Genomic DNA, 14,173 nt, shown 5'->3' with positions numbered 1-14,173 from the left:
CTTAAGAAATTCTACCCCAGTTTACGGTAGTTTTACTTAAAGACTGAATATGTCTTTGAATGTTGCTGTTCTCCGGACTTGCCAGTTCAGGGTCTTCTTCTAAAAGATCACTCGCTGCATTTCTAGCTATTTGCAGAATCTTACTATCTGTTGCTATATCCGCAATCAATAAGTCCAAAACGCCACTTTGTTGTGTGCCCGTAATATCGCCCGGGCCCCTTAACTTTAAATCTACATCTGCAATCTCGAAGCCATTATTGGTTTTCACCATGGTTTCTATTCTCGTCTTCGCTTCCTTACTTAGCTTATAATCTGTCATAAGAATGCAATAAGATTGATCCGCTCCTCTACCCACTCTCCCTCTAAGTTGGTGAAGCTGCGCTAGACCAAAGCGTTCGGCATTTTCAATAACCATGACGGATGCATTGGGCACATTTACGCCCACTTCAATAACCGTAGTGGCCACCATAAGCTGCGTTTCATGGTTGACGAAGCGTTGCATTTCAAAGTCTTTGTCTTTGGGTTTCATTTTACCATGAACTATACTGATATGGTTTTCTGGAAAGGCTCTTGCAATACTTTCATAGCCATCCATTAAGTCCTTCAAATCTAGTTTTGAAGATTCTTCAATCAGCGGATATACTACATAAATCTGGCGCCCTTTGGCAATTTCCTTCTTCATAAAACCAAAAACCTCTAGTCTTTTGGCATCATACTGATGTATTGTTTTAATAGGCTTTCTGCCCGCCGGCATTTCATCGATAACCGAAACATCTAAGTCGCCATAAAGGGTCATGGCCAAAGTTCTTGGAATAGGCGTGGCCGTCATTACAAGAATGTGGGGGTAAACGGATTTATTCTTGTTCCAGAGTTTAGCCCGTTGGGCTACGCCAAACCGGTGCTGTTCATCTATTATAGCAAGCCCTAGGTTCTTAAATTGGACAGTATCTTCTATTAGGGCGTGGGTACCTACCAAAATTTTGATTTCACCCGATAATAGACCTTCATGAATCACCCTCCGCTCTTTAGTTTTTGAAGATCCTGTGAGTTTAGCAATGCCTAAGCCTAGTTTGTCAGCATATTCCTTAAGTCCTTCATAATGCTGTGCAGCAAGAATTTCGGTTGGTGCCATCATAGAGGCTTGGCTGCCTGAACTCACCACCAGGAGCATGCATATAAAACCGACAATTGTTTTTCCAGAGCCTACATCACCCTGAAGCAAACGATTCATTTGCTTACCTGATTTCATGTCGAAATAAATCTCTTTAATTACTCGCTTTTGAGCGTTAGTGAGGTCAAATGGTAAGTGGTCATTGTAAAAAGAGGTAAGCAGCGCCGAATCGCGAAATATTTGACCCCGAAACTTATCAATTCTCGAAATTTTAAGCTTAAGCAGCCTCAGCTGGATAAAGAAAAGCTCTTCAAACTTTAGTCTGAATTGTGCTTTTTGAAGCAACTCTGTATTGGAAGGAAAGTGAATATGCCATAGGGCGAATTTCTTTTCTATTAGACTAAACTGTTCTGTAAGCTTTTGAGGCAGCGTTTCCCTGATGTGCTGTTCTGAAAGTACCATTACTTGCCTAATGAGCTTAGACATGGCTCGACTATCCAAAAACTTAGCTTTCATCTTTTCAGATGTATGATAAACCGGCTGAAGGAACGCTGCTTTATCATTTTGGGTTGTTAGCACCTCTATTTCCGGGTGCGCTATGTTTACCTTTCTACCGTAAGCAGCAGGCTTACCATATACCACATAGTCTACCCCAAGCTTGAGCTTCTTACTTACCCATGGAATCCCTTTAAACCAAACAAGTTCTATATGGCCTGTATCGTCTGAAAACCTAGCCACTAAACGTTTTTTTCGTAGCTCCCCGACGGTATCTAATTTAGTAATGCGTCCTTTGACCTGTACAAAAGGCAAGTTTCCTGTAATTTCAGACGCTTTGTAAAACTTAGTCCTGTCCTCATACCTAAAAGGGTAATGTTGTACCAAGTCACCATAAGTGAATAAGGATAGTTCAGCACCAATTAGTGCCGCTTTTTGCGGTCCAACGCCTTTCAGAAACTCAATACTTGTGTTAAAGAATGAGGGCATGCTTAAAACTAATTGAAAAAAGAGAAAATTGGGGTTTTACCGTGTGTTATCTAACCGAAAACAAAACAGCGAGACCTACTCATACCTCCACTCAAAGGAGTTGAGCATATGCAGCACATCTTTTGTAATAAAATCGATAACGGGTTTTAAAGAATCGTTTTTTGTGGCCGTATTAAAGTACAACGCGCCTCTGAAAAAATGTCTGACAGAATCGGAGGTGAAAAATTGTAGCTGTGTCGGGACTTCTCCTTCTAAACGCGTAACACTCGCTATTTGCCCATTCGGTATTGGCACTAGCTTTTCTTCAATGCCATAGGCCCGCCGATCGTGTTTCATCGTTAAAGCAAAAGACTCATTCAAAAGGGTCGAAACACTGTTGTCTCCTTCCGTTAAATCCTTGTATGTGATTTGAACCAAGGCATCGAATTGAGGGTAATATAAATTCGACCAATATCGGTCTGCAAGTTTATTAGAGTCGCCTAATAACTCGGCATATCTAGAGTAATCAAATTGGTAGGGAAATGTATCTGGCAGTGACTGATAGGTATGGTCTGGTAAATCTATCCTATTGTAACCACTGGGTTTAGGTAAGTAAACCTCCTCGCATGAAGAAACTACAATAAGCACTAAAATCAATAATTGCAGAAAGTATGTTCTCCTTTTAGTCAAATCAGTTTGTAGGTTTTATCAGTACCCTAATCCGTTTTATTCGCCTTGGGTCTACGGCTACAATAGTAAATAAGAAGTTTTCAAATGATATTTTTTCACCAGCTCTCGGTAGTTTTTCGTTAATCTCTAACAACAAACCACCTAGGGATTCACTTTCACCTTTTACTTCATCGAAAAAGGTTTGTTCTGCTCCTACTATTTTGCAGAAGTCGTTTAAGGAAGTTTTGCCTTCGAATATATACGTGGAGTTGTCAAGTTTATTATAGGCTACATCTTCATCGTCGAATTCATCGTTGATCTCGCCGACAATTTCCTCAATTATATCCTCCATTGTAATCAGTCCAGAGGTTCCTCCATATTCATCAACCACAATGGCCATATGCACTCTTTGGGCTTGGAAGTCCTTCAGCAAAGAATCCGCTTTCTTGTTTTCTGGCACATATAGCCCAGGCCTTACCAATTCTTGCCAAGCAAAATCTTCATTTTGCTCTATATGAGAAATTAGGTCTTTGATGTACAGGATGCCGTCAATTTTATCTATGGTTTCATTATAAACGGGAATCCGAGAGAAACCACACTTGTTAATTTTATCCATCAACTCATGGAAATCAAGGGTGTTTTCTACCGCGGTTATATCCATTCTCGATTTCATGACTTGTTTTACCGTAAGCGTACTAAAGTTTACAATACCTTTTAGGATTCCTTTCTCTTCTTCCGATGTATTTTCATCGGTAGTCATTTCAAGAGCCTGATTTAAGCCATCCACGGTAATTTCATGCCCTTTCTTTTCCACGTTTTTCTCAATGACATTCGTTACCGCGATCAGAAAAAAGGAGAAGGGTCTTAAAAGTCTTTCTAGTAAAAGGAGGCCTTTAGCTGTTGCCTTAGCGAATTTTACATTATGCTGATTTGCGAAGTTTTTGGGAACAACCTCTCCGAAAAATAGAATGATGAATGTGACAATGATAGATAGGGTAATAATGACCTTGCCTTCAGTTGTTTTGGTACCCACTAAGCTCCAAGTGAAAAATGTCGAGAGTGTTACTATCGCAATATTAATCAGGTTATTCATGATTAATATTGTCGCCAAAAGATGCCTTCTCCTGTTTAATAACTTCATAATGGCATTGCCTGAAGGAGAATCTCCTTTCTCAAAATCCTTTAACTGTTCACGGCTTAAGGAGAAAAATGCCACTTCAGAACCAGATATAAGGGCAGAGGCAAGTATTAGCACTGCAAAAGCAATACTGTTTACTAACCAATATGAAAAAGGTAATTCTACGAATTGAGAAAGGAGCGCTAAACTAGGCTCGGGGTCGTCTGAGGGTAAGTCCAAATTATACGCGTTAGTCCAACATTAGAATGGTAGGTCGTCTGTATCGTCTTCCGGTATTGTTGATACGGGACTTTCAGCTGGAGTGTTTACCGCTCCGGCATTCTGTGGAGCTCCTCCACCACCTTCGGCTCTACCAAGCAAGGTCAGTTCACGACCAACTACTTCAGTAGTATATCTCTTATTTCCTTCTTGATCGTCCCAAGAACGGGTAGTGAGTTTACCTTCTATGTATACTTGACCGCCTTTCTTCAAGAATCTTTCAGCAATTTCAGCTAAAGGTGTCCAAAGCACTACATTATGCCATTCCGTATTTGTAACACGTTCGCCTGCTTTGTTTTTGTATGTTTCACTAGTCGCTAGAGAAAAATTTGCTACTGCTCTACCATTGTCTAAGTGACGTACTTCAGGGTCTTTTCCTAAATTACCCACTAAGATCACTTTATTTACTCCTGCCATATTTTATGCTTAAATGTCGATTCTGTCTACTGAATCTAATTAAAAAAACGCTTGCTTCAAATAGTTTTGAATGAGAATGGGCTTTGGTAATTCCTGCACTTCTTCCATTCTATAAGGTGTCAGATTTTTATCCGCCGCTAAAGACTCAAATTTACCTAAATCATTCACCTGTAGCCTAATGAATTTTGTGAAAATTCGCTGATGGGTCAATATATGTTTTACTTCTTCAGAAAAATCTTGAAGTGAGAAAATAGCTTTATCGGCTGCAGGTAAAAGCACCGCCTCATCATCTTTAGAAACTGGTGATTCTTCTAAATGGAAGTCGTAAAGCCCTTGCCATATGTCTTTGGGCCCGCGTTCCTTCATCAGTATTTGTTCGCCATATTCATATATATAATAGTAGAAATATCGGTTCCTCACTTTTACTTTCTTCGTTTTAACTGGTAAAGTATCTTGTTTACCTTGATTAAAAGCAAAGCAAAAACTACTCATTGGGCAAATCGCACATGAAGGGCTTTTTGGTGTGCATTGAATAGCCCCAAAATCCATAATGGCCTGGTTGAACTCTCCAGGGCTTTGATCAACGATCAACACATTGGCCTTTTTTTCGAAAATTTTCAGCGTTTTCGAATCTGATATATCATCTGATATACCAAAAATGCGACTAAGGACTCGGTATACATTACCGTCAACCACGGCATTTGAGCGATCAAAAGCTATTGATGCTATTGCAGCAGCCGTATATCGGCCTATTCCTTTCAGTTTTAATAGCTCCTCAAAAGTATCCGGAAACTTTCCATCGTATACTGTAGATACCGTTTTAGCACAAGCGTGCAGGTTTCTAGCCCTTGAATAATAGCCCAACCCTTGCCATAAACGCAATACCTCAGCCTCAGAGGCCTCGGCCAAATCATCTACAGTTGGGTATTGCTCCACAAATCGTAGATAATAGGGCATACCTTGATTGACACGTGTCTGCTGAAGAATAATTTCAGAAAGCCAAATCTTATATGGATCCTTAGAATGACGCCATGGTAAATCACGTTTTTGATGACGATACCAGCTAATTAATTGATTTACAAATATTTCGCTTTCCAATGAGTTTTGGTTGAATATTGAAGTTATTGAAAGCCTGCCACTTAACTTTTTTATTGAATACGTTTTTTAATTAGGGCCGAACGCTTAATTTTGCAGGCCAAAATAACTGGGAATTAGTTTTTTACACAATATTATCAACCTAAAAATATAAGATACAGTGACTAAAGCAGATGTTATCAATCAGATAGCCGATAAAACAGGCATTGACAGGTCTGATGTTACTACAACTGTTGAGACTCTTTTTGCAGTAGTGAAAGACTCAATGGCAGAAGGAGAAAACATTTACGTGAGAGGATTTGGAAGCTTCGTTAACAAGAAGAGAGCTAAAAAAATTGCTAGAAACATATCTAAGAACACCGCTATCGTTATCGATGAGCACTATGTTCCTAGCTTTAAACCGTCAAAGGTTTTCATTGAACAAGTAAAAAGCAGCGATAAAGTTAAGTCTGCTAATAGTTAAACTTAAGCCAATAAGGCTTTATGAATAAACCTCAGGTAATACTCACAGTAGTTGCCATTCTCCTAGTGGTTGGGCTTTATAGCCTACCGAAAGTGGTGATTGATGGTGGTACACCAGAGGAAGCAACGTTCATCGACGATAGTGTTCCAGGAGGAGTCATGGATCACAGTACTGAAATTCCGGAAGAATTTCTTCCGAGAATTAACTCATGGAAGAGTCAGTTAATCGTAAATGATCAGATACAGCTAAAACCAGAATCTCTTGATTCTTTAATGGCTGTATTTATAGAAATTAATAAATACGACAGCGCTGCATACTATGCAGAATTATTCGCTGAAAGATTTAATGAAATTGATCACTGGCAGAAGGCTGGTGATGCTTATTACAACGCATTTACTTATGCGCTAGATAAGTCTAAAATCAATATGCTGGTCCAAAAGACACGTCGAGCATACGACAAGGTGTTAGCGCAAGAGCCAAACAACCTCGATGTAAAGCACAATGTTGCGATGACGTATCTTGCTTCAACTAGCCCAATGCAAGGAATAATGATGTTAAGAGAAATTTTGGATATTGATCCGAAAAATCTAAAGACGCTATTCAGTATGGGTATCATGTCAATTGACACCAATCAGTATGCAAATGCTATTGAAAGGTTTGAAACACTAGTTGAACATTACCCTGATCATGTAGAAGGAAATTTCTTTTTGGGAATTTCTTATTACGAAACAGGCCAAATGGTGAAAGCACGGACACAGTTTAACAAAGTAAAAGAATTAGGTGCCAACGAGCAGACCATAACTGCTGCTGACGAGTACCTCGAAAGAATTAGTTAGAACATTAAAAAATTACAATTATGCCTTGCGGTAAAAAAAGAAAAAGACATAAGATCTCTACTCATAAGAGAAAGAAAAGACTAAGAAAAAACAGACATAAGAAGAAGTAATTTCAACTTCTTCTTATGTGCTATACTTATTTTTAGATCTTTTTTCACATAAAATACTATCCCATTGAGTAATGAATTAATTATCAATTCAACTCAAAGTGGATGTCGTATAGCCCTTCTCAAAAACAAGAACTTAGTAGAATTTCATCACGACAATGATGAAAGTAAGTTCAAAGTCGGTGACATATATCTAGGAACGGTTAAAAAAATCGTTCCAGGCTTAAATGCCGCGTTCGTTGATATTGGATACGAAAAAGATGCTTTTCTGCACTATTTAGACTTAGGTCCGCAGATAAAGTCTCTTAACAAGTATACCAAACAGGCCCTTACCAATAAACACAATACAGGTGGCCTGGGTAAGTTCAAGAACGAAAATGACATCAATAAACTTGGCAAAATGAGCCAAGTCTTAACAAAGGGACAAAAAATTCTTGTTCAAGTTGTTAAAGAACCGATTTCAACAAAAGGGCCGCGACTCACTTGTGAGTTATCAATAGCGGGGCGCTACATGGTTTTAGTGCCTTTTTCAAACGCTATTAACGTTTCGAAAAAAATAACGGATGGTGAAGAGCGCAAAAGATTATTGCGTCTTATATCGTCTATTAAGCCAGAGAATTTTGGCGTAATTATCAGAACGGTTGCGAAAACAAAAAACGTAGGCGAACTCGATAAAGACCTCAGAAACCTTCACGATACTTGGTTAGATGGAATGAAAAAACTCCATCAAGTAAACCCAAGAGATAAAGTGATAGGCGAGGTAAGCAGAGCTTCATCCCTCTTAAGGGATATCTTGAATGAATCATTTGATAGTGTTGTTTCTGACGACAAAGAGATTCATGAAGAGATTAAAAGCTTTATCCAGAAAATAGCTCCAGAGAAAGAAAAGATTGCCAAGCTGTACAACGGTAAGGCTAAGGTTTTCGAATCCTTTGGTATAGAAAAACAGATGAAGTCATTATTTGGCAAGTCTGTAAGTTTGCCAAAAGGAGGCTATCTCATCATTGAGCATACTGAGGCTCTTCATGTAATCGACGTCAACAGTGGCAATAAGTCCAATGCTGGTGAAGATCAGGAGGCAACAGCTATGATGGTGAACATGGAGGCTGCCAAAGAAGTAGCGCGTCAACTCAGGTTACGCGATATGGGTGGTATTATCGTGATTGACTTCATAGACATGAGGAAAGCTGAAAATAAAAAGCAGCTTTATCAGTTTATGCGAGAGATCATGTCAGATGATCGTGCTAAAAACACCATTTTACCACTTACTAAGTTTGGGTTAATGCAAATTACACGTCAGCGTGTAAGGCCTGAGTTAAGTATTACTACAAGAGAGGTTTGTCCTACCTGTGGTGGAACTGGTAAAGTGAGTGCTACTATTCTTGTTTCTGATCAAATTGAAAAGAACATGGAATACATTTTAAGCACTCAGAACGAAAAAGGTGTTACGATTGCAGTACATCCTTTCCTTCAAGCATACTTCACTCAAGGTGTCTTCTCTAAAAGATGGCAATGGTATAGAAAATTCCATACTTGGGTAAAAATTGAAAAAGACAGTTCCCTCGGACTATCGGATTATACATTCTATAATAAACAGGGCGAGGAAATAGAACTGAAAGCATAAAGAAAAAGGGCTGTCTCAGCCGTATGTTTCGTAATTGCCGAAAGGTGATTTTAGGTTTATAAAAAAACCTATTCTACTCAACCAATGAGTTGGAGCGATTTTATACAAAAGCGAGATTAGCCCTTTTTTTATGGTCTTTGATGGAAGACGACTACACAATCTGTAGTATTTAATTTATATTCCTTCGTCAAACTTAAAACGCCATGAAAAAACACTATTCCTTACTCCTATCCTTGCTAATCATTTTCACTTTGTCTGGCCACGAAGGCCTCGCCCAGCGAAAGAAAAACAAGAAGCAAGATAAATCAGCTGTTGAAGACCCTCTTAAAGGGATCTCCCTTGGCAGTCTAAAATTTAGGAGCATTGGACCCGCCTTAACTTCGGGTAGAATTGCCGACATAGCCGTTAACCCAAATAACTCAAGTGAATTTTACGTAGCAGCAGCAGCGGGTGGTGTTTGGAAGACAACTAATGCTGGAACAACTTTCTCTCCCATTTTCGAAAATTATGGGAGCTATTCTATTGGTTCTATCACGATGGACCCTAATAACTCCAATGTCATTTGGGTAGGAACGGGTGAAAACAACAACCAAAGATCTGTCTCTTATGGAGATGGCTTATACAAGTCTGTTAATGGTGGCGCCTCTTTCAAAAAGGTAGGGTTAAGTAAATCAGAACACATCGGAATGATTAAAGTAGACCCGAGAAACTCTGATGTAGTATATGTTGCTGCAACTGGGCCGCTCTGGAGTGCCGGAGGCGATCGCGGCCTTTACAAAACTACCGATGGTGGCGAGAATTGGAATAAAGTATTAGAAATTAGTGAGCATACAGGTGTCAATGAGGTTCACATAGACCCAAGAAACCCCGATGTTTTATATGCTACGGCGCACCAAAGAAGAAGAAGACAATGGACTTACCTTGGCGGTGGTCCCGAGTCTGGTGTTTATAAATCGAAAGATGCAGGCGCAACTTGGGAAAAAGCAAATAGCGGACTGCCTGGTGTTGATAAAGGACGTATTGGAATGACAATTTCTCCGGCAAATCCAGAAATTATCTACGCTGTCGTTGAGGCTCAAAATGGACAAGGTGGTTTTTATAAAAGCACCAACCGCGCAGCTTCTTGGAGTAAAATGAGTGGTACATCATCAAGCGGAAATTATTATCAGGAAATAGTAGCTGACCCCGTTGACGAAGACAGGGTTTACCTCCTCAATACATTCACTTCTTTTACTGAAGATGGCGGAAAGACTTTTAACAATCTAGGTGAACAGAGTAAACACTGGGATAACCATGCCATGTGGATTGACCCTAACAACAACCATCACCTATTACAAGGCTGTGATGGCGGCGTTTATGAGTCATTCGATCAAGGTAAAACTTGGAAGTTCTTTACAAACTTGCCGGTAACACAATTCTACAAAGTCTCAGTAGATAACGCCGAGCCTTTCTACAATGTAATGGGCGGAACACAAGATAACTATAGTCTTCACGGACCATCACAAACCGTTAGTCAGCATGGAATAGTCAGCAGCGACTGGATTGTTACGCAAGGTGGAGATGGTTTTGAATCAGTACCAGACCCAGTGGATGACAACATCGTATATGCCCAATATCAAAATGGCGGTCTAACAAGGTTCGATAGAAAAAGTGGAGAAGGCGTAGCGATTATTCCAAGACCAAGAAAAGGCGAAAAAGCCTATAATTTCAACTGGGATGCTCCTTTAATGGTGAGCCCTCATAATCATAAAACATTGTATTACGCTGCCAACAAGCTTTTCAAAAGCACCGATAGGGGTGACTCTTGGGAAGTGATCAGCGGAGAATTAGACCAAGATATTGATAGAAACCTCTTACCAATCATGGGTAAAATTTGGCCGATGGATGCTGTAGCGAAGAACGCTTCCACATCTAGATATGGTGCTGCGGTTTCATTAGACGAGTCAAGGCTTTCCGCCGGTTTGATCTACGTGGGATCTGATGATGGCCAAATCAGCATAACCGAAGACGATGGCAAAAACTGGAAACAAGTCAATAAATTTCCGGGTGTTCCGGCAAACACGTATGTCTACGATTTAATTGCGTCAAAGCATGATGTAAACACTGTTTACGCCGTTTTCAATAACCACAAAAGTGGAGATTTTACCCCTTACGTCTATATAAGCAACGATAAAGGCAATAACTGGAAAAATATTAGCAGCAACCTTCCTACTGGTGCTGTTTATGCGCTTGAGCAGGATCACAAAAACCCAAATATTCTATTTGCAGGGACCGAATATGGTGTCCATGTATCCATCAACAATGGAGATAGCTGGTCTGCCTTAAAATCAGGCATACCTACAATCAATGTCAGAGATTTAGCCATTCAAGAAAGAGAGAATGATCTCGCTGTTGCCACTTTTGGAAGGGGTTTCTACATTTTAGACAACTATAGTGCACTACGTGAACTGGCTGATAAGGTAACCGAGAAAAACGCGCATATTTTTGAAATTAAACCATCCAAAATGTTCAATACTTGGACTCCACTAGGTAGTTTAGGTTCGCCTCAAAAAGGGTTTCAAGGAGAAATGTTTCATACATCTCCTAATCCACAGCGAGGAGCAGTAATTAAGTATTGGTTAAAAGAAGGAACATCTTCTCTAAAGGGAGAAAGACAAAAAAGGGAAAAAGAGGCCTTCAAGAACAATGAAGCTATTCCTTATCCGACAGTAGAAGAATACAAAGCTGAAGGAGATGAGTTGCCGTCCTATTTACTGTTTACCATTAAAGACAAGACTGGCGATATCGTTAGTGAGTTGAGAAAAGGGCTTTCAAAAGGCATGAATCAAGTAGTATGGGACCTTACTTATATGAGCTTCGGCCAGGTAAACCAACGACAAGCTAGCCAAAACCAAAGCCTATCATCTTCAAACATTTTCGTTGTTCCCGGAACATACACCGTTACAATGAGTCAAAATATTAAAGGTGAACTCAGTCAAATACATCCTCCCGTTGAATTCGAAGTTTCCGAACTGGAAAACAGAAGTATTCCAGCAGCTGATTGGGCTGCGATGGCAGCTTTCAAGAAAAAGGCGATCAAACTGGTTAATGCAATTAATGCCACACAAACTGTACTTAGAAATTTGAATACCAAAGTTCAAGAATATAAGGCCGCTACTAAGACTTACCCTGCTGAAACTGCAAACCAACTTTATAAAGAAGTATTGGCCTTAGAGAAAGAGTTAAAAGCTGTACAAATGTCTATTAATGGGGACCCAACTTTAAGTAGATTAGATATTGATGCGGAATACAGTACTGCTCAAAGAGCGCAAAATGCCATATTCGATATTTTTGGTTCTACATCTAACGTACCTGGTACATCAATGAGAAATTACAATATTGCTGCAGATGAATTCGCCCCTATCCTTATAAATGTAAAGTCTATTAGACAATCGTTTGAAGCAATGGATGCGAAATTTGAAGGAAACATGGCACTACAAATGCCTGGAAAGCTCCCAAATTGGAAAAAATAACACTTCTGGCTTAGGCGGCTCAAATGAGCCGCCTAAGATTTATCCACACTCATCAAGTGTCTCTAAATTGACCGAATTGGCAAAAAACGAACACTACATGTACAAACATGCAGTATGATCTACAAGTTTTTTGTGCTGTAATGCAAAAAAATGTATGTAAAAGCTCGTTTTTGTGTGGTATATTTAAGTTAATTCTGTGCTGGACTGTATAAAATAGAATTGCAAAAAGACTACCTTTGCTAATTACTGGCTGCTGGATCATTGAAACACGTACTCACTATATTCATCTATTTCCTTTCCGCGAATAGCTATTCTCAGGATTTGATATCTGTGGCTACAACACATTTGAATGACAAGAATTATGTCGAGGCCAAAACAGCAATAGATCAGGCCTTTGAAGAACCCGGTATCAGCGACAACCCAAGGGCCTGGTTCATGAAGGCTCGTGTTTATCATGAAATCTTCGAATCTAAAGATCCAAAGCTTAAGCCATTCAAAACGAACCTCACGGTCTTAATCAACACTGTTGTTGACTCTTACAACAATACACTTTCGCTAACAACAAGGAAGAGTAACCTGCAAGTCTTGGCTAAAAACCAGATCGAGATATTATGGGCCAATGGCATTAATGAAGGCACTCGACTTTTTCAAGCACAAAAGTTTGACGAAGCAATTGACGCTTTTCTCGTTTCCAAAATCTCAAAACCAACAGAAACAAGAGCTTTCATTTTCACGGCATTATGTGCCGTATATGCCGGTAAGTACCAATTGGCCGTCGAAAATTATATGGCAGCAAAAGATCTTGACGTTCTGAGCAAGCAAGCTTATGACGGCCTAATCATTGCAAAAAGAAATTTACGCGTTAGTGCTGCCGACCTGCTAGACGTGGTTGAAGATGCACGTTTTAATTACCCAGATCACATTCCATATATAATTGAAGAAGTTAGAACCTTAATTAGGTTACAAAAGCTAGAAGAGGCAGAGTCTGTATTGAATACTTCAGTGAATAGAAACCCTGGGAACATGGAGCTTATTCTAAGACAGGCGGATTTATTTGATATTATTTTCAAATCTGCCTACGCGGATGGCATGCCAGAACGATCCGAAAGTTATTTCGAACAAGCTTCGATGAACTATGAGCGCTTTCTAAAAGATTCTCCTGATAACTTCACGGCTAACTATAACTATGCGGTAATGATTAATGAACAGGCCAACAGAATTTACACCCGAATAAACCTTATGAGCAATGAGGAATATGAAATTGTAGGAAAAGAAACGGAAGAAATCGGGCACGATTGGACCCGTAAAGCTTTGCCTTATATGGAAAAAGCTTGGGAAGTAAAGCCTGGTGATAAAAAAGTAATGGAAGCGCTGAGTGTTTTCTATAGCAGACTTAAAATGGATGAAAAACTCACCGCGCTCAACCGAAATTAATGTCATAGTGGGTTCCCGAAACCCTGTCAAAATAAAGTGTACTCAAGACGCTTTTCAAAAAGTATTTCCAAATTCAAAAATTAGTGTTCAGGGTGTATCTGTACCTTCAGGTGTTAGCGATCAGCCGATGACCGATATGGAAACATGGAAAGGGGCTAAAAACAGAAGTACGAATGCTAAAGCAAAATTTCCTGATTGCAATTATTGGGTAGGAATTGAAGGTGGTATTGCTGATAGTAATGAAAAAATGGAAGCTTTTGCATGGGTTTATATCCAATCTAATACCCTTTCTGGCGATGCACGAACCTCTACCTTTCAGCTACCAGCAAAGATTCAAAAACTAGTGCGAGATGGCATTGAACTTGGCGTAGCCGACGATATGGTTTTTAACCGAAGCAACTCAAAACAGTCTAATGGGGCGGTTGGAATCTTGACCAAAGACCTTATCAATAGGGCAGATTATTATCAACCGGCAGTCGTTTTAGCACTTATCCCTTTCATCAACCCTGACCTATATTAAAAAAGGCCGCTATAAATAGCAGCCTT

The 14,173-nt window shown here is 39.6% G+C and carries 11 protein-coding genes; 6 read left to right on the top strand and 5 right to left on the bottom strand.

Going from position 1 to position 14,173, the window contains the following annotated elements:
* Position 1: 1 nt before the first annotated feature.
* The 5 genes from recG to mutY form a co-directional block, all read right to left on the bottom strand.
* Positions 2-2,095 (bottom strand): ATP-dependent DNA helicase RecG, encoded by a 2,094-nt coding sequence (gene recG / locus JXQ92_RS03710; protein WP_421985237.1) that lies wholly within the window; start codon positions 2,093-2,095, stop codon positions 2-4.
* A 75-nt stretch (positions 2,096-2,170) separates the two neighbouring features.
* Entirely contained in the window at positions 2,171-2,764 is a 594-nt protein-coding gene (locus JXQ92_RS03705) for a gliding motility lipoprotein GldD (protein WP_421985236.1), read from the bottom strand.
* A 1-nt stretch (position 2,765) separates the two neighbouring features.
* Positions 2,766-4,100, bottom strand: coding sequence for a gliding motility-associated protein GldE (gene gldE / locus JXQ92_RS03700; RefSeq protein ID WP_421985235.1), 1,335 nt, complete (start codon positions 4,098-4,100; stop codon positions 2,766-2,768).
* Between the two features lie 21 nt (positions 4,101-4,121).
* Positions 4,122-4,556: a single-stranded DNA-binding protein gene (locus JXQ92_RS03695; protein WP_421985234.1), complete on the bottom strand. Its 435-nt coding sequence runs from the start codon at positions 4,554-4,556 to the stop codon at positions 4,122-4,124.
* Between the two features lie 39 nt (positions 4,557-4,595).
* Positions 4,596-5,654, bottom strand: a complete 1,059-nt coding sequence (gene mutY, locus JXQ92_RS03690; protein ID WP_421985233.1) for an A/G-specific adenine glycosylase — start codon at positions 5,652-5,654, stop codon at positions 4,596-4,598.
* A 157-nt stretch (positions 5,655-5,811) separates the two neighbouring features.
* Between mutY and JXQ92_RS03685 the strand changes: the two genes are divergently transcribed.
* The 6 genes from JXQ92_RS03685 (at position 5,812) to yjjX (ending at position 14,147) form a co-directional block, all read left to right on the top strand.
* Positions 5,812-6,114, top strand: a complete 303-nt coding sequence (locus tag JXQ92_RS03685) for an HU family DNA-binding protein (protein WP_421985232.1) — start codon at positions 5,812-5,814, stop codon at positions 6,112-6,114.
* Positions 6,115-6,134: 20 nt separating this feature from the next.
* Positions 6,135-6,950, top strand: coding sequence for a tetratricopeptide repeat protein (locus tag JXQ92_RS03680; protein WP_421985231.1), 816 nt, complete (start codon positions 6,135-6,137; stop codon positions 6,948-6,950).
* A 174-nt stretch (positions 6,951-7,124) separates the two neighbouring features.
* The gene (locus JXQ92_RS03675; protein WP_421985230.1) at positions 7,125-8,681 is read left to right on the top strand and encodes an Rne/Rng family ribonuclease; all 1,557 of its coding nucleotides are present in this window, start codon (positions 7,125-7,127) and stop codon (positions 8,679-8,681) included.
* Positions 8,682-8,884: 203 nt separating this feature from the next.
* Entirely contained in the window at positions 8,885-12,193 is a 3,309-nt protein-coding gene (locus JXQ92_RS03670) for a WD40/YVTN/BNR-like repeat-containing protein (RefSeq protein ID WP_421985229.1), read from the top strand.
* 261 nt (positions 12,194-12,454) lie between these two features.
* Positions 12,455-13,627, top strand: a complete 1,173-nt coding sequence (locus tag JXQ92_RS03665; RefSeq protein WP_421985228.1) for a tetratricopeptide repeat protein — start codon at positions 12,455-12,457, stop codon at positions 13,625-13,627.
* Positions 13,596-14,147: an inosine/xanthosine triphosphatase gene (gene yjjX / locus JXQ92_RS03660; protein ID WP_421985227.1), complete on the top strand. Its 552-nt coding sequence runs from the start codon at positions 13,596-13,598 to the stop codon at positions 14,145-14,147. The genes JXQ92_RS03665 and yjjX overlap by 32 nt, the downstream gene beginning before the upstream one ends.
* The last annotated feature ends 26 nt before the right edge of the window (positions 14,148-14,173 follow it).

The sequence above is a fragment of the Roseivirga sp. genome (assembly GCF_049099775.1).
In the GTDB taxonomy this organism is placed as follows: Bacteria; Bacteroidota; Bacteroidia; order Cytophagales; family Cyclobacteriaceae; genus Roseivirga.
Note: the sequence above shows the minus strand (reverse complement) of the source record. Positions and strands in the feature narration are given on the sequence as shown.